Here is a 23,762-nt window from a genome sequence, read left to right as displayed (position 1 = left end):
TCAGTGGTGGTAGGCGTGGACCACCGCGTGGCCCTTGCCCTTGCCGATGATCCACTTGTTGATCGGCCAGGTGATCAGGAACGCCATCAGCAGGGCGAACGCCAGCGCGCCCCAGAACAGCACCGAGGCCAGGCCCGCGTCCATCGCGCCGGGGACGACCAGCATGACGCCGTTGTCGATGATCTCCATGACCAGGATCGACAGGGTGTCGGCGGCCAGGGCCAGCCGGATCGCGGTGCGCCACTCCTTCACGCCGGCCTTGAACAGGCCGCGCAGCGTGAGTGCGTAGCCGAAGAGGAAGGCGAGTGCGACGGCCAGGGCGATGCTGGGCAGGTCGTCCCAGCCGAGCGCGGTGGCGATCACCATGCCGAGCACCTCGCCGATGGCACAACCGGTGAGACAGTGCAGGGTCGCGGACGCGGCCATGCCCCAGGTGACCTTCATCTGGTGCCCGCCGTGGCCCGCATGCGCGTCGTGACCTTCATGACCTTCATGACCGGCGTGACCTTCATGACCGGCGTGGCCCGCGTGATCATCATGGCTGGTGCCCTGATCGTGCTGGTGGTGGTGCCCGTGGTGATGCATTGATTCAGACATATCTACCTTCAGGGACTATTCAGCCATATTTCAAACGTGCCACACCTTATACCCCTTACCCGTATACAGCAATGAGAAATTTGGCGATAAGTGGTGCTATTTCGGGCAGGCGCTCCTCAAGGGCGAAATGTCCGGTATCGAAGACGTGCAGGTCGGCTTCGGGCAGATCGCGCAGGTAGGCGTGCGCGCCGGGCTCCGGGAAGAACGGGTCATAGACTCCCGGGTAGTGTGCACGGTGTGGGAGGGTCAGCACACGGGACGCTGGCCAGCACCGGAGGGGAGCGGAACCGTGAACCTGAGCGCAGCGTTCGTGAGAGTCAGCACCGGTAGCCAGGACGAAACCAGCCAGATCAAGGCCATAGAATCCTATGCGCATGAACGCGAAATCACTATCGTTAAGTGGTTCAAACTCCATGGTTACAGCGCAAGCCATGGCACGCAGGAACCCGCATTGCGTGAGGCAATCGCCGATATTCAGCGTGGCGACTATGCGGCTCTTATCGTTACCGAATCGAGTCGGCTTGACCGACGGGAAGACCTGGACGCACAGGCTGAAATCCTGCTCTCGATCCGCTCTGCTGGTGGAGACATAATCTCAATCAGCGAGCCTCAGTTCGGCCGGACTGACTTTGCCGGGCGTATCGTTACGCTTGTCGCGCAGCACGCTAATGCCGAGAAGTCCAGAACGATAAAGAGCCACACTTACCGTGGAATCTCCATGATTATCGCGAACAAAGCGCATCACGCCTCGCTACCCCCGTTCTGGGCGACTAAAGGTGAGCGCTACGCGAAGCAGGCTTATTGCACGGACCCGGAAGCCGTCAGAGATGTTTACGAGCGACTCGCAAACGGCGAGTCTCTGTCGTCTCTCGGCCGCAGCTACAATCTGCATTCGAAGTCTCTCAGGATTCTAATCCGATTCGCGGCGAATCACACAGGGGTCGAGGAATGTCAGTACACGCATGAGGGTGTAACCGAGACATGGACGCATGAAGTCACTCCGGTGGTCGATTCTTCGTTGTGGTGGCGCGCTAACAGAGTGCTGGACGCCAATAACACGAAATTCAGGGCGAACAAAGGCGGCCGTCCCATTGCGACGCCATCTAACTGGATAAGCGGCATGCTTGACTGCCCGGCATGCGGCGGAAAGCTTTTTGTGAACGCTGGCAAGACTCGGCAAGGCCAGCCGCGTGTCCCCAAGCTACGGTGTGGAGGAACCCCAAAGATACGTATTTCCTGCGGACGCTTCAAGGGCTGTCTAGCACAACCCGTAATCGACTTGATTGCTGGCATGTTCGCCAGCGATACGACAGACATTCTCGCATTCCAGCGAGTAGCGGGAAACGCCCATGAGCTAGACGCGCTGAACGCTGAACTCCGCAAGATACAAGCGCGTCTTTCTGCCACCGAAGACGATGACGAGCTAGACGCGCTGGTCGCGCAGCGCAAGGCGATCAAGGCTCGGATAGAGGGGTACGTGATCGTGCCCGACAGGTTCGACTACGCCCCCACCGGGCAGACGGTGGCCCAAATGTGGAAAGACGGGGATGACACCGTCAAACGCGGAATGGTCCGCGCTGCCAAAAAGCCGTTGGGAATCGCCCTTGCCCATCGCCAAGGGCAGTGGATAATCGGTCTCGATGTAGCGGCGAACTCGAAGGGTATCGCGGATGCGGATGCGATCGTGGATCTCGGTAACGGCTTTTGTTTCCGGCGTCCGGCCACCTAGCCGAGAAACCCGCCACGTGTGAGACAGCACGCGGAACAGCAAAGGGCTCGCCCGGCGACATGCCGGGCGAGCCTCTTTCTGTGGTCAGGCGGACGGCGGGGTTTGTGGTGCGGGAATGACGTGCACAATCCTTCCGGCTTCGATGTGCGCGAGCACTTCGGGGATTCTGAAGTCCTGGGGAAGGATGGTCACGATCTCCCTTTCTGAATCATTCGCCGTATGGGCGTTCACCTCTTCCGGTTCCGGTTTGTCGGCGGCGTCCTCTGCCGTGGGTCATCACCCCCTTTCTCCGTGGCGGTGTTGAACGAGGGGTCATCGGGTGCCGTCGCGGTGGAGTCTGCGGGCGTGGTTCCAAATGCGGCGGCCGATCCGCAGGCGTAGGCCGGTGCCGTTGCAGCGGGGGCAGAAGCGCCAGCCACGGCCGAACAGGTAGGGGATGCGGCCGGTGCCCTGGCAGCGTCGGTGTTCGCGGAAGGGGCGCTCGTAGCAGAGGTAGATATAGCTCAGTGTGAGCAGGATCGGGACAGCGATTGCTGCGGTAGCGGCGAGCGTGTGTGGGGTCAAAACCACCTCCTGAGGGGTTTTCGGGTGGCCGGCAGTTCGGGCTGCTACCTGCTACCGGCCTGGTCATAGGCGGTTTGAGGTGCTAGCGGGGCTGCTACCGGTAGCAGGGGTGGCTGCTACCGGTAGCGCCCTTGATGGATCAGTCCACGTGCCGCTTTCGCTCACGCTCAGTGGTCGCAGCGGTGAGATCGACGCGGCGAATGCCACGTCTGACCCGCTGCTTGCCGTCTCGGCGGCGGCTGATGTCACGGACCTTGACGCCGAGAGGCTTGAGGGCGCTGGTGAGCTGTTCGGACTGCCAGCCGCCGTAGATCTCGGGCCGCAGCTCGGCCAGCCGTTCGCACAGGGCTTCGTTCCACGCCCCGTCTTCCCCCGCAGGCCAGACCCTGGCAACATCGGCCAGCAGGTCATAGGCAGGGGGGTCGGGCCGGGTCTGCGTATCCGGTGCGGGCATGGTGCCCGCCTCGGTGCGCGCCTTGATCGCCCTGCCTATGACCTGCTTGGCCTGGTCGGCGTTGACCTCGAAGCTACGCCGGGCACCGGGCTTGCCCCCGCCGACGACGACGCCCCACCCGGCATCACCGGGGCCGTTCTCGTTGCCCGGCTCGAAGACGGTCGCGCGGTATCCCGCCTTGTACATGCCGGTGCCCAGAATCATGTCGTTGGCGACTTGATCGCGGACCGACATGCACACGCGGGTGTTGACGTTGCGGGTGATGCCAGTGGGCAGGCTGTCCTTGTCGGGGATCTGGGTGTCGAGAAGGAGGATGATGCCCAGCGCACGCCCGAGCTTGATCACCTTCTCGCACAGGTCCCCGGCTTCCGTGCCGTGATCCTTGTGCTGGAACAGCTCTTGCACCTCGCTGAGGAAGACCACGAGCGGGTGCAGTCCTGATCCCTTGCGTGAGGCCAGTTCGGGGGTGACCTTGTTCTCCGGGGCCATCCCGAGCGCGTGATAGTGGGCGATCTTGGCGGCGCGCCGCTGGCATTCGGTGTGATACAGCCATTTGATCAGCGCGGCGGCCTTGGCGATGGTCTGGTCATCCTGGCCGTCGCCGTACTCGGCGCAGACCGGTTCGACCACCGCGAAGTCGCCGACGCCCTTGAAGGAGTACCCGCGCAGCTCGGCGCGCGGGTCGAGACTGGCGGCCAGCACCAGCAGGCGCAGCAGGAACGTCTTACCCGAGCCGGGCTGTCCGCCGATCAGCCAGTTCCGGAAGATCAGCATGGCGTTCACGGTCTCCATGCGTGGCGTGGTGAAGATCGGCAGTGAGCCGAACACGTCCACGCTGCCGCCCTTCAGCAGCGGCCAGAGCGGTGTTTGCATCTTGCTGGCCGGTTGGTAGCCGACCCATAGCGCCAGCCGTCCAGGGTGGCCTTGGGCCGGTTCCGGCCACACCTGGTCGAGAGGTAGCCGCATGGCGGAGGCCAGCCGTCCGCGCCGCGCCACCACGTCGGCCGCCTCCACTCCGTAGGGAAGATCGACGATGGCCAGGTGTCCGGGACCGTCGCGGGCGATGTCGGTGGGGAAGCTGATCGCGTGCTGATCCTTGGCCACGGCCTGGTTGATCGCCCCGACGCCGATGGACAGCAGGGCGCGCCGTACCAGTTCGGCGGTGAGCTTGCGATAGCGCGGCCCGTGGCTGACGCGATCGGTGATGGGCTTGTCCTCCGGACGCCCGGCACGCGCCAGCAGCGGCAGCGAGGCGGCCAGCAGCGCCCACCACGCCTCATCCGGGATGCGTATCTCCAGCGCGAGCACGGCCGCCACGGCCGCGCCGGTGAGCAGGGCGGCCAGCAGCAGCACCGACCAGCGCCAGCGCGATTGCCGTTCGCGCTGCTTGTCCAGCCGTAGCCAGGTGGCGGGGTCGTTGCGGTCGGCGGCGGCCTGCCGCAACGCCCGGTTGCCGTCTTCTGCGGTGGCCCAGCGCAGCACGCGGCCGATGCCGGACAAGAGCCCGACGGGCGCATAGACCAAGGTCTTGGCCGCGTACTTGGGCAACCTCACCGCGTGATAACCGACCAGATATCCGGCGTCCCTGATCCACCAGGCGAGCATGGCGCGTCTACCGGCCGCCGTGCGCGTCCAGGTGGGCAGGATCGGGGCACGCCCCCGACCGGTCGACGACCGGTCGGAGGGTACGCCGTCGTCGTCGGGGCGATCAACCGGCGGCCCGATCACTGGTTGATCGGCGGGAACCGACTCACGGTCGTAGAACGCATCCTCTTGGGCGCCCTGGTCGTCGTGGTCGGGAGTGTGGTCGTGGTCGTGGGCGCGACCGTTGCCGCCGTTGCCGGCCTCTGCCGAAGCGTGCTCGCTGCTTGAGGGCGGGTCGGGCCAGGCGAACCCGCTCAGCGGAGCGGCAGGCGGGGGCGCGCCTGTGTCGTCGGGGTCTGGTGGTGGCCAGGTCATGGGGCACCGTCCGCAGTGGGGTGGGTGCCGTCGTGTGCCTGGTCGGCGAGTTCGTCACGCAGGTAGGACAGCGGGTCGCTCTCCCCGTCGGCGTGAGCGGCCAACGTCGCGCGTATGGACGCGATGAGGTTGGCTCGGCTGAGCCGGGTTTTGCTGATCGTGCTGCGCAGTCTGAATATCTCGGTGATCAGGACGGGCGTGTCGCCAAGAGCGGCGGTGACGTGCTGCCACAGGTCGCTCAGGGTCGCGGTGGATCGGGCGAAGGTGGCGATGAGTTCGCGGGCGGTACGGTTGCGGTCGATGATCTCCTGAAGGTCGGGGTCAGGGTACGGGTGGTGGTGGGTCACTGAGGCATCACCTCTTCCGGGTCGGTGGACAGGTCAGGAACCGGGGGTCACCCAGTCCAGGAACGCCCTCAGGGCGCGGTCGAGATCGGGTGCCAGGGCGGTTGCGGCCAGCAGGTAGCCGAACACGGCGCAGATCAGCGCCATCCACAGGCGCAGTCTCAGGAAGCGCACGGCCACCAGGACGAGCAGCCCGACCAGCACCACGAGGGGAATCGAGACGGTCACGTCGCATCACCTCCCTTCCAATTCGCGTGACGGACGCGCAGAACGTCGGGCGGGGTTCAAATGCCGTCGTGACGGGCCTTACGGCGACGCCAGCGAGCCCGAGCACGACACTTGCGGCAACGCGTGCTGCCGAACTCCAGCGCGGCACGACACGGGCACCTACGGCCCAGCGGGAATGTGCGCAGCGGTATCACCTCCTTCTGTCTCGGTCGCGGACGGGGGCGGATGCGACGTCCCCGGGCCGTTCCCGGGGACGGGCGTAGATGAGCAGCCGGCGCGTCAGCTGCTCCACCTCGTTGCGTGGGCCTCGGTACGGTTCCTTGGCGCGGTCATCAGCGCGGATGCCGCAGACCAGCACTAGGAACAGCGCCAGGGCGGCCAGCGCGACCATGACCGCGAGCAGGACGAGCATTAAGGCCACGTCCATTCAGACCCCATCAGGTGACGGGGGAACGGCATCGAGAACGATCACGTTCTCGTAGGACCTACGGGCCTCGGCAACGCCCATGGCAGCGTCGGTGACGACCACCAACTCATAGGTGATCAGGCCGAACTCCTTGCAGGCGACGTGATGCCCATGCCGCACCGTGACGGGGGTGTCCATCAGGTCGGCCAGGCGCTCAAGCTCGGCGATGGCTTCGGCCTCGGTGCCGGCGAGGGTGTCGTAGAGCGGGTGGACGTGCACCCGGACCGGGCCGAGCCTGGGGATCGGCACGTGCGGATGTGCCTCCAGGTGGTCGGCGAACCTGTGCAGGTCCGCGATGAGCCGGGCGCGACGGTTCGCGTTGTCGTGTGTGGGTGTCATCGTGATCAGCTCCTTCCAGCACGCGGGATGTAGAGGGTGAGCACGTCGGGGCAGGTCTCCAGCGCGTCGGCTACGGCGTGAAGCGCGATGATCACCAGCAGCAGCGTGGCGGCGAGAACACCGGACGCCACCCCATCCGCGCAGTTGTCCAGCAGTTCCGCCACGGTGCGAAGGATCGTGATCAAGCGGGAGAGTCGTGCGTCTTCAAGGCCGTTCACCGTTGATCACCTCCTGTTCGAGCCTTCGCGCGGACCTCCGGTTGCCCCGGCTAGCCGCCGTGTAGGGGGACCTACACGAATGACCGTACAGCCCCCCCTGCACGATCGTCAAGGGGGGGCTGTACGACGCGCGTCTAGGTCCCTCTGTCCGAACCGCGTTACGCTGCCCGCATGGCAAATGAAGGCGTGAGCGAGGCGGTGCGATCCGCACTTGCTGACCTCGAACGCGCTTTCGGTGCAGCACTTATGGCGATAGATGCGGATACCGACCACAACAGGGCGTACAGCGGCGCAACGGAGCTGGTTGAAACTCTGCGGCGACTCTTTGAGACCTCTGGAAATCAAAGAGCCCTGTCGGCAGCCCGCATTTTCGAGCAAGAAGAGCTGTCGCTGGCTGGTCTTGCCGACCGGATCGGCGTATCGAAAGCACGTGCAGCTCAACTCATCAAGACCGCAAAAGACACAAAAGCTCGAAATGAGCGGGACGAGCGAATCGCGTTGGGCCTGACAAAGGTAGCGATGTCGGCGGCACAGGCCACCCGACTCGCAACGAAAAAGGATGAAGACTCGAATACTCAGGACGAAATGTAGTGAGGAGAATCTGGAGTGAGTGAGCGGACAGAGGTAATCGTTGAAGTCTGGCCGGTCTCGGCAGACGAAATCGGCCTGTGGCTGATAAGCGGAAAAGACGCATGGCGCTCGGAAGCAGTTCTTCAGGACAGCGACCCTCACACCGCTGTGACAGACCTGCTGTCCGTCAATGGTTCCTCTGATGGGGTGAAGCTGCTGCACTCGACTTCATGGCGAGCAGAGGGAACCGCCGTCGTTCTCACTTATGTAGCCGTCATCGGTTGCAGTGCTTTCGTCCGTGACAAATGGCAGAACGCCGCTCCCATAAGCCCGGCACTTCCGGACGCCGTAGGGAAGCCGATCCAGGTCGAAGCGACGGAAGCCCCGATCCCGCGATACATCGATGTCCTCATGCATGGCCTCCGCCACCTGCAATTCCTGCTGCAAACCGACTCCGAGGCCCGCGCGGCTCTCTGTGGCAGGTGGCCCGATCACCTGGCCGTTTTCCGGCCTGCGCTGGCCGGCATGTACGACTTCGAGCGCGGAGAGGAGCCGATCACCCTTCCTGGAGGGCAGGCCAGTACATAGGGCAAGAGGGGGAAGGCGCAAAGAATGGCCGAACTTCCACTGGATCGGCTTCATATGCAACAAAGAGCCGTGCAGGTTCTCGGGCAGCTTCTAGCGCGAGTCGCCAACGAAAGACTGCCGCTGATCACTTGGACTGTTGCCAGCAGTGAATTCCCTGCCGCCTTGATCGGGCACTGCGGGGGAGCGACGGAATCGGAGCGGCGTGCTGCCTTCAATGCATGGTGCGCTGCTCTCGCAGCCGAAGTGCAACCGATCGAAACGGTAGACGAAGGGAGAGGTCGGCTACGAGCATCGGTGACAGATCATTTCTCTGATCTCACTATTGCTCTCGTCGCAGATCTTTAGCTGCCCATCCGCTGGGCTTGCGTGCGGCCTTGATGAGCTGATCGGCGCGTGCCTTCGAGACGCCCAATTTAGCCGCTAGTCCTGCCAGGGAGAGGCTTTCATCTTCGGCCATCTGAGCAGCAATCTTTGCGCGAGTAAGGGCGGCTCCATCCGCCATCTCCCGCAGGGCGTCTGCCAGGCGAGTGGCACTTTCAAAGGCTGCCTGTAGGTCTGATGCGCTTTCCAGCGCCGCGCTGAGGTTCTGATGCAACTCTTTGATCGCACGAAGGCCAGCGTCCGCGTCAGGCAGGCATTTCGGGTTCCTTGGCGTGGTCATGCCGCACCCCGGCCGGATGCGTCCCGGGATAGTCGCACGCAGACGGCACATGCTTGGGCGGCGGTGGGGGAGAAGGTGAGGCCCCAGCCGCAGAAGGGAAGTGGCTTGACGTACTTGCCGCAGAGGCCGCGCATGGTTTCCCGCTGGACCGCATGCTGAACCGCCTGCCGTCCGGTGCCGGTGATCCCCAGCCGGTGCCCTATACGCTTGGGCCTCTTCTTGACGGGCACGACTTCCAGGTCATCCCAGTCGATGACCCAGCGCCGCACCACGTGCCATTTTGTGTCGTCCATCTTCACCAGGACTGCCGTGCCGAGCTTCAGCGGGGCTATGACAGTTCCGTACCGCCCGATCAGCCATGTGAATTCACGCGTCTGAGAGGGGCTGTGATCCAGTCGAACGACCTTCACCCGGACGTCTGGCATCAGCCACCCCCGAGTCTCTGTCCAGCCGTCCCAGAGGCAGGCCGTGCGACCGGATCGGCCAATCGACGCTGGGGAGGTGAGGACTCAAGCTCGACGTCTAGCATTTGCTCAACGAGGTCGGCGGTGTCCGCCGATTCCACGACAACGCAGCGTTCGGGGATCCAGCAGGCGAAGGCTGAGAAGGCTCGGCGATAGGCCCCCCAGACGACAACCCACCCGGGACGGCTCGCCTGGATCCGTTCGGCCAGCGTCCGCTCGTTAGCCGCTTGAGTCGTCCCGTCGGCCCGGGGACAGGTGAAGTAGTTGCTGCCCGTCATGCGCTTCACCGTACTACACCATGCTATAGCTCACCAGGCATGGCGCATCTCGCTTGCCATGGCATCCCTTGCCTAGCGTGTTCTCGTGGCGGATCAAGAGCTGGAGTGGAAGCCCGGGGTTCCCCGGTGGGTGCAGGTCTATGAGCACCTCAAGGGCAAGATCGAGAGCGGGGAGCTTCCCCCGGGTTCCCAAGTGCCGTCAGTCCTGAGGCTCCAGCAGATCTATGGCATCGCCACCGCTACCGGCCAGAAGGTGCACCGGGCCTTGCGTAGAGACGGGCTCATCCGTACCGAGCCCGGTATGGGGAGTTTTGTCGTTGCGCCTGCTGACCAGGCGGAAGGCTCGTAGAAGGGGAGGAGTCAAGCGCGCTTCAAGTCGCAAGATCGTGTGCACAACCCGAGTTGCAATGGTCGTGACGTCCCCAGACGATGAGCGCGGGCGGGGTGTGCGTACGCATCCACGCCTGCCACTCGCCGTACCGCTCGACGTTGGAGTGGTAGTCGAAGGCCAGGTCGATCTGGGCCTGCTTGCGGCCGGGCAGGTCGAGGAAGTGCTGGTCGAGCGTCCAGCCGTCGGGGGAGACGGCCGACGGGTCGCTGGTGCCGCCCTCGTACTGGCCGCGGGTGCCGCTCAGGGTCAGGAGCTGGAGCACCTGCTCCTCGGCGCCCGGGCGCAGCGCGATGAACTCCCGCGCGCCCTGCGACAGGCCCTCCTCGTAGGCGTTCCCGTTCTGCACGATCAGGCCGGCGATCCACTCGGGGTGACGCTGTGCGAGCCGGAAGCCCACCGGCGCGCCGAAGTCGAACAGGTACGCCACGAACCGGTCGATCCCGAGCCGCTGGACGAAGCCTTCCACCACGTCGGCCAGCCGGTCGAAGGAGTACGTGAAGCCGTCGGGCGCCTCGGTGTGGCCGAAACCGGGGTAGTCGGGCGCGACGAGCCGGTACGGCTGGTCGCCGAGCGCGTCGATCAGCCGCCGGTACTGGTGCGAGGCGGACGGGAACCCGTGCAGCAACAGCAGCACCGGCGCGTCCGCCGGGCCGGACTCACGGTAGAAGACGCGTACGCCGTCCACCTCGACGAACCGATGAGCCACCTGCGGAATCTGCATGTCCACGCCTTTCTGGGTCTGTGGATCACGTCAACCATCGGTGATGTAACCGGTATTCCACGAAAAGCCGGTTAATTTCCGTCGTCCCGCGCCTCATAGGGTGGGCGCATGCGGATCGGTGAGCTGGTGGGGTCGGGGCGCAGCGCCGACGTGTACGCGATCGACGGCGAGCGCGTGCTGCGCCGCTATCGCGACGGGGGCGACGCGGCGCGCGAGGCGGCGGTGATGGCGCACCTGGCCGGGCACGGCTACCCGGTGCCCGAGGTCTTCCCCGGCGCGGGGGACGGGCCTGGCGACCTGGTGATGCGGCGGCTGTCCGGGCCGACCATGCTGCGGTCGCTGATGGACGGCACGATGACGGCCGAGGAGGCCGGCGCCCTGCTGGCGCGCCTGCTGCGCGAACTGCACGCCGTGCCCGCGCGCGTGGGCGCCCGTCCCGGCGACCGGATACTCCACCTCGACCTGCACCCGGACAACGTCATGCTGACCGCGCGGGGGCCGGTCGTGATCGACTGGCGCAACACCGACGAGGGCCCGCCCGGCCTGGACGACGCCATGTCGGCGATCATCCTGGCCCAGGTGGCGGCGTCTGGGACGGCCGGGGCCGGTGAGGTGCTGGCGGCGCTGCTGTCCGAGCTGGACGACACGAAGGGCCTGGCCGGGCAGCTCCCCGCGGCCCGCGCCCGGCGCGGCGCCGACGCCATGCTCTCACCGGAGGAACACGCGCTGCTCGACGACGCAGAACGCCTGATCCGCGACCTCCTGGGCTGACCCCCGCGGAGCCTTCGCCAGGGGACGGTCAGCCGCGCCAGGCGCCCCGGGCGGCGGCCTCGGCGGCGTACGTCTCGAAGGGCTTCGGCGGCCGGCCCGTGACGCGCTCGACCACCTCGGTGGTCTCCCAGTCGCCCAGGTTGCGCAGCGCGGCGAACGCCTTGACCGCGTCCTCGGCCTCCGCCCGCGGCGTGCCCGCGGCGATCCTGGACTCCACGTACTCCTCGTCCGTGCCCAGGTACCTGATCTCCCTGCCGATCTCGCCGCCGATGATGGCGACGGCCTCGGGGAAGGAGATCGACCGCGGGCCGGTCGGCTCGTACGTGCAGCCGGCGTGCCCGTCCTCGACGAGCGCGGTGGCGGCGACTGCGGCGAGGTCGTCGGCGTCGATGAACGCCTGGCAGGCCCCGCCCAGCGGCACCGCCAGCTCGCCCGCCATGATCGACGGGCGGAAGTAGCCCTCGTCGAAGTTCTGGTTGAACCAGCTCGGCCGGACGATCGTCCACTCCGCGCCGCAGCGGCGCACGACGCGCTCGGCCGCCAGCAGCCGCTCGTCACCGACCGTCTGGATGCCCATGCTCGACAGCAGCACGACGCGCCCGACCCCCGAGCGCACGGCCAGTTCCACGAACGCCGGCTCGACCGGCACCCCGTCCGGCGCCATCAGGTACATCCGCGACGCCCCGGCGAGCGTGGCCTCCCAGGTGCCCGGCTCGGACCAGTCGAAGCCCGGCCGGGCGGCGGCACGCACGTGCTGCCCGGCCGCCCGCAGCAACGCGGCCACCCGCCGCCCGGTCGTACCGGTCCCGCCGAGAACGAGGATCACAGCGCAGGTCATGCCCCCCATCGAGCAAAGCCGGACGACCGAATCGGTCATGCCTGCTTGTGGGGTGGGGCCTCAGGCGGCCCAGGAGGCGGTGAGGTCGAGGCGTTCGCGCCAGAGCTTCTCGCCGCCGCCGCCCGGCTCCCAGCGGGCGCAGAAGTCGAGCAGCGCGCGGCAGCGGCTGAGCATGGCGGCCTGGCGTTCGCTCCACGGTGGCACCGTCGCGGCGTAGGCGGTGAAGAAGCGGTCGAGCAGGGCCGCGTGCTCCGGGTGGTGCATGCGGACGATCCACTCGCACCACGCCAGGTCTTCGACCGGGGCGCCGGGATGCGCCCACTCCCAGTCGAGTATGGCGGTGGCCTCGAAGGTGGCCGGGTCGAAGAGCAGGTTCTGCGGGCCGTAGTCGCCGTGCACGATGCCGAGCCGGTGGATGCGGGCCAGCACCCGGCCGCACTCGGTCAGCACCTCGCTCGCGCGGCCCTCGTCGAGCAGGTCCTGGCCGTGCGCGCCGGGCACGAAGCGGGTGGTCAGGCTGGTCGGCGTGACCTGGTGTACGCGCGGCACGGGCAGCCGGCCGCGCAGTCTGCGCAGGTAGCGGCTCTCCGTGCCGAGTCTCGTCGCGGCTTCCGGGCCCTGGTAACACTTGACGACCAAGGCGCCGTCGCCGACCGTGCTGTTGGTGTACCCGTGCTCCACAGCCCCCGATTCTGGCGTACGGGAGGGGCTGGTGTGCAGCGCGGCGCGCTAACGAGACCGGCTCCGATACACGATGTAAGGACGGAACAAATAGCCGATCGGTGCCGAAAAGGCGTGCACCAGGCGGCTGAACGGGAAAAGCATGAACAACGCCATCCCGATCAGCGTATGCACCTTGTAAAGGCCGCTGGCGTGTCCCATGGCGACGGCGTCCGGCCGCAGCACGAAGATGCCGCGGAACCACGGCGCGACCGTGGCCCGGTAGTCGATCTCGCTGGGCAGCAGCCCGCCGATCGTGGTGATCACCCCGGCGATGATGGTGGCGCCGAGCACCACGTACATGGCCTTGTCGTTGGCGGTGGTCGCCAGGAACACCGGGCCCGTCGTGCGGCGGCGGTAGATCAGCAGGACCAGCGCCACCAGCGTGGCCAGGCCGGCCAGCCCGCCCCAGATCAGCGCGTTGACGTGGTAGACGTGGTTCGACACGCCGATGGCGTCGGTCCAGCTCGTCGGGATGAGCAGCCCGGTCACGTGCCCGACGATCACGAACAGCAGTCCGTAGTGGAACATCGGGCTGGCCACGCGCAGCAGCCGGCTCTCGTAGAGCTGCGACGAGCGGGTGGTCCAGCCGAACTTGTCGTAGCGGTAGCGCCAGATCAGCCCGCCGATGAGCACCGCCAGCGTCAGGTACGGCGAGACGATCCACAGCGCGGTCTCGGCCCAGCTCACGATCGCCCGCCCGCCTGCTCGCGCCGGCTCATGAGTACCCGCCCACCTTCTCGACCGGCGGGCCGTCGCCGGCCATCCTGGCCGCCGCGACGCGCTGCTCTGCGGTGATCGGCGGCAGCGCGCCGCACACCGTCTCGATCACCAGCGCGTACGGCGACCCGCTCGCCCGCAGCGCGCTGAGCAGCAGCTCCAGCGCGGCCCGATGCTCGGTGAGCAGTTCGGCGCCCGAGGCGTCGAGCGCGGCGAACTCCAGCACCACCGGCAGGAAGTCGGGCAGCTCGTCGTCGAGCAGCTCCCAGCCGGCCGCCCGGTAGCGGGACTTCAGCGCGGCCAGCGACGCGCCACGGCGGCGCGTGTCGCCGTCGGTGTAGTAGGTCAGGTAGAGGCAGCCGCGCCGCTTCATGTCGAACGTCTCGACGTAGTGCGCGGCCAGCTCGCCGGGGCCCATCGCCTCGATCCTGGTCAGGAAGGCGCCGTAGTGCGGCTCGGCCGCCGAGCGGATCAGCGGCAGGCGCCGCCAGTACCGTTCGTCGGGGTAGGCGAGCAGGTGGGCGGCCGCCTGCCAGATGACGGCATATTTCATGGTTTGCCCTTCTTCGGCGGGAAGAGTCCGGCCGGGGTGCCGCGGCCGTCCCAGTTGAGCAGGTTCACCCGGTCCCGGGTCACCTCGTCGCTGGTCTGGCGCTGCTTCAGCCCGTGGAAGTTCTCGACCGCGACCGGCGCCGGCCGTCCCGACGTCTCGCCGAACGGCCCCTGCATGCCGGGGCCGCCGTCGTAGTCGAGGCTGCACCCGGCCTCGTCCACCACGCCGGGGACGTTGCCGTACGCGGTCGGTATGACGTAGCGCTCCTCGTACTTGGCCACCGCCAGCAGCCGGTACATGGCCCGTACCTCCTCCTCGGTCAGGCCCACGCCGGTGATCGCCGGCGGCGGCTCGCCCAGGTTGACCGCCCGCATGTACGACCGCATCACCGCCAGCCGGCGCAGCGCCGCCGAGACGGGCGCCGGATCGCCGGCGGTGAACAGCTCGGCCAGATAGCCGACCGGGATGCGCAGCGCCTCGATGGCGGCGAACAGGTTGCCCGCGTCCTCGCCGTCGTGCCCGGTCACGGCCAGCGCGTCGACCACGGGCGACAGCGGCGGCACGTACCAGACCATGGGCAGCGTGCGGTACTCCGGATGCAGCGGCAGCGCCACCCGGTACTTGGTGATCAGGTCGTACACGGGCGACTTGCGCGCGGCCTCGACCCAGTCGGCGGGCAGCCCGGCCGCGTCGACGGCCGGGTCGTGCGGGTCGACGAAGACGGAGAGCTGCGCCTCGTACAGGTCGCGCTCGTCCGCGACGGAGGCCGCCTCGTTCACCCGGTCGGCGTCGTAGAGCAGCACGCCGAGGTAGCGCAGCCGGCCCACGCACGTCTCGGAGCAGACCGTGGGCAGCCCGACCTCCACCCGCGGGTAGCAGAACGTGCACTTCTCGGCCTTGCCGGTCTTGTGGTTGAAGTACACCTTCTTGTACGGGCAGCCCGTCACGCACATCCGCCAGCCGCGGCACCGGTCCTGGTCGACCAGCACGATGCCGTCCTCGGCCCGCTTGTACATGGCCCCGGACGGGCACGAGGCCACGCACGACGGGTTGAGGCAGTGCTCGCAGATGCGCGGCAGGTAGAACATGTACGCCTGCTCGAACTCCAGCGCGACCTGCTCGGCCATCTTGGCCAGCACCGGGTCGGGCGACGGGTCGCCGCCCAGGTTGTCGTCCCAGTTGGCGCTCCACTCGATGGCCACCGGCTCGTCGCTGATCAGCGAGCGGGGCGGCGCGACCGGCACGTCGTCGGTGAGCGGCGCGTTGGTCAGGTTCTCGTAGTCGTAGGTCCAGGGCTCGTAGTAGTCCTGGATCGACGGCATCACCGGGTTGGCGAAGATGGTGGCCAGCTTGCGCAGCCGGCCGCCGGCGCGGAGCCTGAGCTTGCCCTTTCCGTCGCGCACCCAGCCGCCGCGCCAGCGTTCCTGGTCCTCGTAGCGGCGCGGGTAGCCCTGGCCAGGGCGGGTCTCGACGTTGTTGAACCAGACGTACTCGACGCCCGGCCGGTTGGTCCACGTCTGCTTGCAGGTCACCGAGCAGGTGTGGCAGCCGATGCACTTGTCCAGGTTCATCACCATGGCGACCTGGGCCATGATCCGCATCAGTACACCGCCTCCCCGCGCCTGCGCCTGATCGTGGTGATCTCGTCGCGCTGGTTGCCGGTCGGCCCCAGGTAGTTGAAGGCGTACGAGAGCTGCGCGTAGCCGCCGATCATGTGCGTGGGTTTGATGAGCACCCTGGTCAGCGCGTTGTGTATGCCGCCGCGCCGGCCGGTGGTCTCGGACTTGGGCACGTCGATCAGCCGGTCTTGTGCGTGGTACATGTACACCGTGCCCTTCGGCATCCGGTGCGAGACGACCGCCCTGGCCACGACCACGCCGTTGCGGTTGACCGCCTCGACCCAGTCGTTGTCGCGCACGCCGATCGTGGCCGCGTCGGCGTCGGACATCCAGATCGTCGGGCCGCCGCGCGAGAGCGACAACATGAGCAGGTTGTCCTGGTACTCGGAGTGGATCGACCATTTGGAGTGCGGGGTCAGGTACCGGACCACCAGTTGCTCGGTGTGCTCGCCCTCGCCGTACAGCGCGGCCATGTCCAGGGGCGGGCGGTAGGTCGGCAGCGACTCGCCGTACTCGTGCATCCAGTCGTGGTCGAGGAAGAAGTGCATCCTGCCGGTCAGCGTGTGCCAGGGCTTGCCGTTCTCGACGTTGATCGTGAACGGGGCGTAGCGGCGCTCGTGCGACTCCTTGCCCGACCATTCCGGGCTGGCGGCCACCTGCACCGGGTGCGCCTGGGTCTGGGCGAAGACGATCCGGTGGTCCGGGTGCATGAGCTCGTCCAGGTCGGCGCCGGTGCGTTCGGCGAGCTGGCGGAAACCCTGCGCGGCCAGCCGTCCGTTGCTGACCCCGGACAGCGCCAGGATCGCCTCGCACGCCTTGGCCGCGGTGTCGAGCTCAGGGCGGCCCTTGGCCACGCCGCGCGGCACCAGGCGGCAGTGCTCGCCCAGCCAGGCCACCTCCTCGTCGGGCAGGAACGTCACGCCCTTGACCGGGATCCCGGCTCGCTCGGTGAGCGGGCCGAGCGCGGCCAGCTTCTCCGCGATCGCGCCGTAGTCGCGCTCGACCACCTTGAGCACGGGCATCGGCTCGTCGGCGGGCGCGCGGCCGCCCGGCTGGGCGATCTCGCCGGGCGTGTCGTGCTGGTGCGGCACCGCCACCACGTCCTTGCGCACGCCCAGCCGCTCCCCGGCCAGCGCGGAGAAGGCCCTGGCGATCTCGTGGAAGGCGTCGAAGTCGGTCTTCGTCTCCCAGGGCGGGCTGATCGCCGGGTTGAACGCGTGCACGAACGGGTGCATGTCGGTGGACGACAGGTCGTGCTTCTCGTACCAGGTGGCGGCCGGCAGGACGATGTCGGAGAAGACCGTCGACGAGGTCATCCTGAAGTCGAGCGTCAGCAGCAGGTCGAGCTTGCCGCGCGGCGCGGCCTCGTCGGGCGCGGGCAGGTTCGACTGCGCGCCCAGCAGGTGGTGCAGGAAATACTCGTTGCCCTTGGCCGACGAGCCGAGCAGGTTCGAGCGCCACAACGTCAGCACCCGCGGCCAGTTGGCCGGGTCGTCGGAGTTCTCGGCCGCGTAACGCAGCCGGCCGGCCCGCAGCTCCTCGTGCGTGTACGCGACCGGGTCGTCGGCCGCGCCCAGGTCGAGCGGGTTCCTGTCGAAGGTCGGCGACATCGGCATCCAGCCGTTGCGCACCGCCTCGCGCACCAGGTCGACCGTGTGCTTGCCGGTGAAGAGCCCCGGGCCGAGCGACGAGGTCAGCTCCCCGGCGTCGAACCTGTCGTAGCGCCACTGGTCGGTGTGCAGGTACCAGAACGGCGTGCCGGGCGCCTGGCGCGGCGGCCGTGACCAGTCGAGCCCGCCGGCCAGCAGCTGCCAGCCGGTCTGCGGCCGGCACTTCTCCTGGCCGACGTAGTGCGCCCAGCCGCCGCCGTTGCGCCCCTGGCAGCCGGTGAGCAGCAGCAGCGACAGGAACGCCCGGTACATCGTGTCGCCGTGGAACCACTGCGCGGTCCCGGCGCCCAGCACGATCATGCACCGGCCCTTCGAGGCGATCGCGGTCCTGGCGAACTCCCTGGCGATCTTGACGACCCTGGCCGCGGGCACCCCGGTGATCCACTCCTGCCACTCCGGCGTGTACGGCTCGGCCACGTCCTCGTACCCGACCGGCCAGCGGCCGGGCAGCCCCGGCCGGTCCACGCCGTACTGGGCGAGCAGCAGGTCGAACACGGTCGTCACCAGATGGTCGCCGAGCTGGGCCACCGGCACGCCGCGGCGCAGCGGCTCGGCGGCGGCGTCGTCGAAGCGGGGCAGCAGCACCTCCACCGCCGTGCCGCCGAGCAGCGTGAGCTTGGGCTCCTGGGCCAGGTCCAGGTTCCAGCGGCCCTTGCCCGACTCGTTCCAGCGGAAGCCGACCGAGCCGTTCGGCACCACCGGCTCGCCGTCCTCGGACAGGAACACGGTCTTCCACTCCGCCGCGTCCTCGCCGGTCTCCAGGTCGGCCGCCGTCAGGAACTTGTCCGGCACGTACGCCCCGTCGCGCGGGCGCAGCTTGACCAGGAACGGCAGGTCGGTGAAGCGCTTGACGTAGTCGGTGAAGAACGGCGTCTGGGAGTCGACGAAGAACTCCCTGAGCAGCACGTGCCCCATGGCCATGGCCAGCGCGCCGTCCGAGCCGGGATTCACGGCCAGGAACTCGTCGGCGAACTTGGCCGCGTCGTTGTAGTCGGGGGAGATGACCACGACCTTCTGGCCCCGGTAGCGGGCCTCGGCCATCCAGTGGGCGTCGGGCGTGCGGGTGACCGGCACGTTCGAGCCCCACAACATCAGGTACGCCGCGTCCCACCAGTCGGCGGACTCGGGCACGTCGGTCTGGTCGCCGAACACCTGGGGCGAGGCGACGGGCAGGTCGGCGTACCAGTCGTAGAAGGAGAGCATGGTGCCGCCGATCAGCGACACGAACCTGGAGCCGATCGCGTGCGAGACCATCGACATGGCGGGGATGGGGGAGAAGCCGGCGACCCGGTCCGGGCCGTAGGTCTGGATGGTGTGGACGTGGGCGGCGGCGATCATCTCGGTGGCCTGGTCCCAGGTGATCCTGACGAGACCGCCACGGCCGCGGGCGGACTGGTACCGCTCCCGCTTTTCCGGATTTGTCGTGACTTCGGCCCAGGCGGCGACCGGATCCCCGAGGCGTTGCCTGGCCTCCGCGTACATCTCGACCAGCACGCCCCGCGCGTACGGGTAGCGGATCCTCGTCGGCGAGTAGGTGTACCAGGAGAAGGCGGCCCCGCGCGGGCAACCGCGCGGCTCGTACTCCGGCCGGTCCGCGCCGACGCCCGGATAGTCGGTCTCCTGCGTCTCCCAGGTGATGATGCCGTCCTTGACGTACACCTTCCACGAGCACGAACCCGTGCAGTTCACCCCATGGGTGGACCTGACCGTCCTGTCGTGGCTCCACCGGTCGCGGTAGTAGTGGTCGGCTTCCATGCCGCCGGTCAGGAACAGCGTCCGCAGATCACGGCCGGTCGCGGACCTGCGGAAGAAGCGGCCGGTCCGCAACAGGAGGTTCTCCGCGCTCATACCCCCACTTCATCACACTTGGTGACCGTCTGTTACACAGGGTGTATGTCTGAGCTTCGTAAAGGTCAGGTGCGGAACCTGGGTCTGGCCACGGCGGCCTTCGCCGTGACCTTCTGGGCGTGGAACCTGATCGGGCCGCTCTCGGGCAGCTACAGCAGGGCGCTGCACCTGTCGCCGACCCAGACCTCGCTGCTGGTAGCCATCCCCGTGCTGGTCGGCTCGCTGGGCCGGATCCCCGTCGGCATGCTGGCCGACAAGCTCGGCGGACGGCGCATGTTCGCGGTGATCTGCTTCGTGTCGATCGTGCCCGTGCTGTTCGTCGGCCTGTCCGGCTCCTACGGCTGGCTGCTGTTCTGGGGCTTCCTGCTCGGCATCCCCGGCACGTCGTTCGCGATCGGCATCCCGTTCGTCAACGCCTGGTACGAGCCGGCCCGCCGCGGGTTCGCCACCGGCGTGTTCGGCGCCGGCATGGGCGGCACCGCGCTGTCGGCGTTCTTCACCCCGCGCCTGGTCGAGGAGTTCGGCAGGTTCGGCACCCACCTGCTGATGGCCGCCGTGCTCGCGCTGACCGGCGTGATCATGCTCGGCGGCAGCCGCGACTCGCCCAAGTGGACGCCCGCCACCGCCCCCGCGCTGCCCAGGATGCGCGAGGCGATCAAGGTCAAGGCCACCTGGCAGTGCTCGTTCCTGTACGCGGTGGCGTTCGGCGGATTCGTGGCCTTCTCCACGTACCTGCCGACCCTGCTGCAGAACGTCTACCACTTCGCCCAGACCGGGGCCGGGCTGCGCACGGCCGGGTTCTCGATCGCCGCCGTCGCCGCCAGGCCGCTCGGCGGTACGCTCTCCGACCGGCTCGGCCCGGTCAAGGTGCTGGTGATCTCGCTGGCCGGGACCGTGCTCATGGCGATCGTGCTGGCGTTCAAGCCGCCCGCCGAGTGGCCGGCCGGGATCAGCTTCGTGCTCATCGCGTTCTTCCTCGGGCTCGGCACGGGCGCGGTGTTCGCGCTCGTGGCCAAGCTGGTCGAGCCGGCCCGCGTCGGCACCGTCACCGGGCTGGTGGGCGCGGCCGGCGGGCTGGGCGGGTACTTCCCGCCGCTGGTGATGGGCGCGGTGTACAGCGCGCTGGGGGCGTACACGGTGGGGTACCTGCTGCTCGCGCTGACCGCCGCGGCCGCGCTGATCTACACGCTGCGCGCGTTCCGCTCCGTGGGAGATCGTTAGCGGGGCTCAGCACCGGAAAATGGTTTGCCTGGTCAAGACGGGCTTTGCGACGCTTGACGTTCTATGCGCTCCCTTCCTGAAGCCGATCCCGGCGTGCCCGACATCCGCAGCCCACTCCGCTATCTCTGGTGGACGGCGCGGCGTCAGGCGTCCCCGCTGGCCGCCGGTATCGCCTTCGCCAGCGCGTGGTGGATGGTGCAGGCGCTCGTCCCCGCCGTGCTCGGCAAGGGCATCGACGCGGTACGCGCACAAGACACCGACGCCCTGGTGACCTGGTCGGCGATCCTGCTCGCGCTGGGCCTGGGCCAGGCGGTCACCGGCATCATGCGGCACCGGTTCGCGGTCACCAACTGGCTGGCCGCCGCCTACCGCACCGTCCAGCTCACCGCCAGGCAGGCCGCGAGACTCGGCGCCACGCTGCCCAAGCGGCTGTCGACCGGCGAGGTCGTCAGCGTCGGCAACTCCGACATCGCGCACATCGGCAGCTCCATGGACATCCTGCTGCGCGGCACCGGCGCGATCCTGGCCATCGTCACCGTCACCATCTACCTGATCACCACCTCGCTGCCGCTCGGCCTGCTCGTGCTGTTCGGCGTGCCGCTCATGGCCCTCGCCGTCGGGCCGCTGCTGCGGCCGCTGCACCGGCGGCAGAAGCGGCACCGCGAGCTGACCGGCGACCTGTCCACCAGGGCCGCCGACATCGTCTCCGGCCTGCGCGTGCTGCGCGGCATCGGCGGCGAGCAGGTCTTCGCCGAGCGCTACCGGGAGGAGTCGCAGCGCGTACGGCACGCCGGCGTGCGCGTGGCCGGCGTCGAATCGCTGCTCGAAGGCGCCCAGGTGCTGCTGCCCGGCGTGCTCATCGCCATCGTCACCGGCATCGGGGCCTCGTTCGCCGCCGCCGACCAGATCTCCCCCGGCGACCTGGTCGCGTTCTACACCTACGCGGTGTTCCTCATCGGCCCGATGCGCACGCTCACCGAGGCCGCCGACAAGATCACCAAGGGGCACGTGGCCGCCCGCAGGGTGATCCGCATCCTGGCCATGGAACCCGAGGTCGACGGCGGCACCGGCACCAGCGAGGGCGGGGTGCTGCGCGACTCGTACAGCGGCGTCACCGTCCAGCCCGGCGTGCTCACCGCCATCGCCGCGAACGCGCCGGAAGACGCCATCGCCGTCGCCGACCGGCTCGGCCGCTACAGCGACGGCGACGTCACCTTCGGCGCCGTGCCGCTGGCCTCGCTGCCCATCGCCGAGGTGCGCAGCCGCATCCTGGTCGCCGACAACGGCGCCCGCCTGTTCACCGGCGTCCTGCGCGCCGAACTCGACGTCCGCGGCGAGGCCTCCGACGAGCAGGTGCGCGAGGCCCTGTACGCCGCCTGCGCCGAGGACATCGTCGACGCCCTGCCCGACGGACTCGACGCGCAGGTGGCCGAAGCCGGCCGGGAGTTCTCCGGCGGGCAGCAGCAGCGGCTGCGCCTGGCCAGGGCGCTGCTCACCGACCCGGAAGTGCTCATCCTGGTCGAGCCGACCAGCGCCGTCGACGCGCACTCCGAGGCACGCATCGCCGAACGCCTGGCCAAGGCCCGCGCCGGCAAGACCACGCTGATCTGCACCACCAGCCCGCTGGTGCTCGACCGCACCGACCACGTGATCTACATCGAGGGCGGCAGGGTGCTCGCCGAAGGCCCGCACCGCCACCTGCTGGACACCGCACCCGAATACGCCGCCACCGTGACGAGAGGGGAGGACTGAGCATGGCCCGCGAAATCCTGCCGGTCGCCGACCAGAAACAGGTACGCGCCTACGCCCGCAAGCTGACGCTGAAGTACCCGCGCGAGCTCGTCGTCGCCCTGACCCTGCACGGGCTGTCGGCGGCCACCGGGCTGGCCGTGCCGTGGCAGCTCGGCCGGCTCGTCGACGACGTGGCGAGCGGCGTCGAGATCGACCCCGTCGTCATCGGCCTCGCGATCGGCGGGTTCCTGCTGCTGCAGAGCGTGCTGGTGCGCTTCGCCGTGCTCGCCTCGGCCAGACTGGGCGAGAAGGTGCTGGCCGAACTGCGCGAGGAGTTCGTCGACCGGGTGCTCGCGCTGCCGCTGTCCACCGTGGAGCGGGCCGGCTCGGGCGACCTGATCACCCGCACCTCCCGCGACGTCGACTCGCTGTCCAGGACCGTGCGCCACGCCGTGCCGGAAACGCTGATCGCGACCGTCACGTTCGTGATCACCGTGGGCGCGATGCTGCTGGTCGGGCCGGTGCTCATGCTGCCCATGCTGATCGCCGGCCCGCTCATCTGGATCTCCACCCGCTGGTACCTGAACCGGGCGCGCGACGGCTACCTGCGCGAGAACGCCGCCTACGCCGACATGACCGAAGGGCTCGCGGAGACCGTCGAGGGCGCCAGGGCCGTGGAGGCGCTCGGCCTGCAGCCGCGGCGGCGCGAACGCACCGACGACGACATCCGCACCTCCTACGCGGCCGAACGCTACACCCTCGGCCTGCGCACGGTCTGGTTCCCCGCGGTCGAGCTCGGCTACGTCATCCCCGTCGCCGGCACGCTGCTGATCGGCGGCCTCTTCTACGCGGCCGGGCTGGTGGACGTCAAGCAGGTCGTCACCGCCACGCTGCTCGCCCAGCAGCTCATCGACCCGCTCGACCGGTTCCTCATGTGGATCGACGAGGTGCAGGTGGGCGGCGCGGGCATGGCCAGGCTGCTCGGCGTCGCCAACGTGCCCGACGACCGGGAGCCCACCTCCGCCCGTCCCGCCGGCGAGGTGATCGAGGCCGACGACGTGCGCTACGCCTACCGGGAGGGCCGAGACGTGCTGCACGGCGTGTCGCTGGCCGTCCAGCCCGGCGAGCGGCTGGCCATGGTCGGGCCGTCCGGGGCGGGCAAGTCCACGCTCGGACGGCTGCTGGCCGGCATCCACAGGCCGCGTACCGGGGCGGTACGCGTCGGCGGGGTGCCGCTGGTCGACCTGCCCATGGACGACCTGCGCGGCCACGTCGCCCTCGTCACCCAGGAACACCACGTGTTCAAGGGCACGCTGCGCGACAACCTGCTCATCGCCCGGCCCGACGCCGACGACGACGCCGTCCGCGCCGCGCTGGCCGCCGTCGACGCCCTGGACTGGGCGCTCGCCCTGCCCGGCGGGCTCGACGCGGAGGTCGGCTCCGGCGAACTGACCATCCCACCCGCCCACGCCCAGCAGCTCGCGCTGGCCCGCCTGGTGC

Annotated in this window: 26 protein-coding genes; 9 read left to right on the top strand and 17 right to left on the bottom strand. The window is 68.4% G+C overall.

The annotated features are described in order from the left end of the window. The gene (locus tag HII36_RS28625) at positions 1-444 is read right to left on the bottom strand and encodes a DUF4396 domain-containing protein (protein ID WP_236003958.1); all 444 of its coding nucleotides are present in this window, start codon (positions 442-444) and stop codon (positions 1-3) included. Between the two features lie 3 nt (positions 445-447). On the opposite strand from HII36_RS28625, the gene HII36_RS56935 reads away from it, so the two are divergent. Then, positions 448-588, top strand: coding sequence for a hypothetical protein (locus HII36_RS56935; protein WP_236003957.1), 141 nt, complete (start codon positions 448-450; stop codon positions 586-588). Between the two features lie 136 nt (positions 589-724). Continuing rightward, complete coding sequence (locus HII36_RS28620) at positions 725-2,326, top strand: recombinase family protein (protein ID WP_173526369.1); 1,602 nt, start codon at positions 725-727, stop codon at positions 2,324-2,326. Positions 2,327-2,638: 312 nt separating this feature from the next. Here HII36_RS28620 and HII36_RS28615 read toward each other — a convergent pair whose 3' ends face one another. From HII36_RS28615 to HII36_RS28585, 7 genes are all read right to left on the bottom strand, one after another. Beyond that, entirely contained in the window at positions 2,639-2,890 is a 252-nt protein-coding gene (locus HII36_RS28615) for a hypothetical protein (RefSeq protein ID WP_173526368.1), read from the bottom strand. A gap of 139 nt (positions 2,891-3,029) precedes the next feature. After that, positions 3,030-5,303: a P-loop NTPase family protein gene (locus HII36_RS28610; RefSeq protein ID WP_217370081.1), complete on the bottom strand. Its 2,274-nt coding sequence runs from the start codon at positions 5,301-5,303 to the stop codon at positions 3,030-3,032. Next, positions 5,300-5,650 carry a hypothetical protein gene (locus tag HII36_RS28605; RefSeq protein ID WP_173526367.1) on the bottom strand — a complete coding sequence of 117 codons (351 nt, stop codon included), beginning with the start codon at positions 5,648-5,650 and terminating at the stop codon, positions 5,300-5,302. Before HII36_RS28605 ends, HII36_RS28610 begins: the two co-directional genes overlap by 4 nt. A gap of 33 nt (positions 5,651-5,683) precedes the next feature. Further along, a complete protein-coding gene (locus HII36_RS28600) occupies positions 5,684-5,875 on the bottom strand; it encodes a hypothetical protein (RefSeq protein ID WP_173526366.1) in 192 nt (63 codons plus the stop codon). 190 nt (positions 5,876-6,065) lie between these two features. Continuing rightward, entirely contained in the window at positions 6,066-6,302 is a 237-nt protein-coding gene (locus HII36_RS28595) for a hypothetical protein (protein ID WP_173526365.1), read from the bottom strand. Beyond that, positions 6,303-6,680, bottom strand: coding sequence for a hypothetical protein (locus HII36_RS28590; RefSeq protein ID WP_173526364.1), 378 nt, complete (start codon positions 6,678-6,680; stop codon positions 6,303-6,305). Between the two features lie 5 nt (positions 6,681-6,685). Continuing rightward, positions 6,686-6,844: a hypothetical protein gene (locus tag HII36_RS28585; protein WP_173526363.1), complete on the bottom strand. Its 159-nt coding sequence runs from the start codon at positions 6,842-6,844 to the stop codon at positions 6,686-6,688. A 225-nt stretch (positions 6,845-7,069) separates the two neighbouring features. On the opposite strand from HII36_RS28585, the gene HII36_RS28580 reads away from it, so the two are divergent. Together HII36_RS28580 and HII36_RS28575 are read left to right on the top strand one after the other, a co-directional pair. Next, complete coding sequence (locus tag HII36_RS28580; protein ID WP_173526362.1) at positions 7,070-7,489, top strand: hypothetical protein; 420 nt, start codon at positions 7,070-7,072, stop codon at positions 7,487-7,489. A gap of 15 nt (positions 7,490-7,504) precedes the next feature. Then, a complete protein-coding gene (locus tag HII36_RS28575) occupies positions 7,505-8,056 on the top strand; it encodes a hypothetical protein (protein ID WP_173526361.1) in 552 nt (183 codons plus the stop codon). Between the two features lie 319 nt (positions 8,057-8,375). Here HII36_RS28575 and HII36_RS28570 read toward each other — a convergent pair whose 3' ends face one another. Both HII36_RS28570 and HII36_RS28565 read right to left on the bottom strand, forming a co-directional pair. Then, entirely contained in the window at positions 8,376-8,717 is a 342-nt protein-coding gene (locus tag HII36_RS28570; RefSeq protein WP_173526360.1) for a hypothetical protein, read from the bottom strand. Continuing rightward, positions 8,714-9,142 (bottom strand): hypothetical protein, encoded by a 429-nt coding sequence (locus tag HII36_RS28565; RefSeq protein ID WP_173526359.1) that lies wholly within the window; start codon positions 9,140-9,142, stop codon positions 8,714-8,716. Before HII36_RS28565 ends, HII36_RS28570 begins: the two co-directional genes overlap by 4 nt. Positions 9,143-9,544: 402 nt before the next feature. Between HII36_RS28565 and HII36_RS28560 the strand changes: the two genes are divergently transcribed. Beyond that, positions 9,545-9,808: a GntR family transcriptional regulator gene (locus tag HII36_RS28560; protein ID WP_328807940.1), complete on the top strand. Its 264-nt coding sequence runs from the start codon at positions 9,545-9,547 to the stop codon at positions 9,806-9,808. A gap of 22 nt (positions 9,809-9,830) precedes the next feature. On the opposite strand, the gene HII36_RS28555 is transcribed toward HII36_RS28560, so the two are convergent. Then, on the bottom strand, positions 9,831-10,571 hold the full coding sequence (locus tag HII36_RS28555) for an alpha/beta hydrolase (RefSeq protein ID WP_173526358.1): 741 nt from the start codon (positions 10,569-10,571) through the stop codon (positions 9,831-9,833). Positions 10,572-10,679: 108 nt separating this feature from the next. Here HII36_RS28555 and HII36_RS28550 point away from each other — a divergent pair, with 108 nt between their 5' ends. Further along, positions 10,680-11,342, top strand: a complete 663-nt coding sequence (locus tag HII36_RS28550; protein ID WP_173526357.1) for a phosphotransferase — start codon at positions 10,680-10,682, stop codon at positions 11,340-11,342. A 28-nt stretch (positions 11,343-11,370) separates the two neighbouring features. On the opposite strand, the gene HII36_RS28545 is transcribed toward HII36_RS28550, so the two are convergent. From HII36_RS28545 to HII36_RS28520, 6 genes are all read right to left on the bottom strand, one after another. Beyond that, positions 11,371-12,168, bottom strand: a complete 798-nt coding sequence (locus tag HII36_RS28545; protein ID WP_328807939.1) for an NAD(P)H-binding protein — start codon at positions 12,166-12,168, stop codon at positions 11,371-11,373. A gap of 72 nt (positions 12,169-12,240) precedes the next feature. Next, positions 12,241-12,861 (bottom strand): phosphotransferase, encoded by a 621-nt coding sequence (locus HII36_RS28540; RefSeq protein ID WP_173526355.1) that lies wholly within the window; start codon positions 12,859-12,861, stop codon positions 12,241-12,243. Between the two features lie 48 nt (positions 12,862-12,909). After that, complete coding sequence (gene narI / locus HII36_RS28535) at positions 12,910-13,590, bottom strand: respiratory nitrate reductase subunit gamma (RefSeq protein WP_173526354.1); 681 nt, start codon at positions 13,588-13,590, stop codon at positions 12,910-12,912. A 28-nt stretch (positions 13,591-13,618) separates the two neighbouring features. Next, positions 13,619-14,173: a nitrate reductase molybdenum cofactor assembly chaperone gene (narJ, locus tag HII36_RS28530; protein WP_173526353.1), complete on the bottom strand. Its 555-nt coding sequence runs from the start codon at positions 14,171-14,173 to the stop codon at positions 13,619-13,621. Then, on the bottom strand, positions 14,170-15,774 hold the full coding sequence (gene narH, locus HII36_RS28525) for a nitrate reductase subunit beta (protein ID WP_173526352.1): 1,605 nt from the start codon (positions 15,772-15,774) through the stop codon (positions 14,170-14,172). Before narH ends, narJ begins: the two co-directional genes overlap by 4 nt. Continuing rightward, positions 15,774-19,310, bottom strand: a complete 3,537-nt coding sequence (locus HII36_RS28520) for a nitrate reductase subunit alpha (protein ID WP_173526351.1) — start codon at positions 19,308-19,310, stop codon at positions 15,774-15,776. Before HII36_RS28520 ends, narH begins: the two co-directional genes overlap by 1 nt. Positions 19,311-19,355: 45 nt before the next feature. Between HII36_RS28520 and HII36_RS28515 the strand changes: the two genes are divergently transcribed. The 3 genes from HII36_RS28515 to HII36_RS28505 form a co-directional block, all read left to right on the top strand. Then, positions 19,356-20,531: an MFS transporter gene (locus tag HII36_RS28515; protein ID WP_173526350.1), complete on the top strand. Its 1,176-nt coding sequence runs from the start codon at positions 19,356-19,358 to the stop codon at positions 20,529-20,531. A gap of 63 nt (positions 20,532-20,594) precedes the next feature. After that, complete coding sequence (locus tag HII36_RS28510; protein ID WP_173526349.1) at positions 20,595-22,283, top strand: ABC transporter ATP-binding protein; 1,689 nt, start codon at positions 20,595-20,597, stop codon at positions 22,281-22,283. 2 nt (positions 22,284-22,285) lie between these two features. Next, the coding region (locus HII36_RS28505; protein WP_173526348.1) for an ABC transporter ATP-binding protein at positions 22,286-23,762 on the top strand (1,477 nt) is incomplete at its 3' end.

This window comes from Nonomuraea antri, assembly GCF_013283785.1.
Classification (GTDB): domain Bacteria; phylum Actinomycetota; class Actinomycetes; order Streptosporangiales; family Streptosporangiaceae; genus Nonomuraea; species Nonomuraea antri.
The sequence above is the reverse complement of the archived record's forward strand: the minus strand, read 5'-3'. Positions and strand labels throughout refer to the sequence as shown.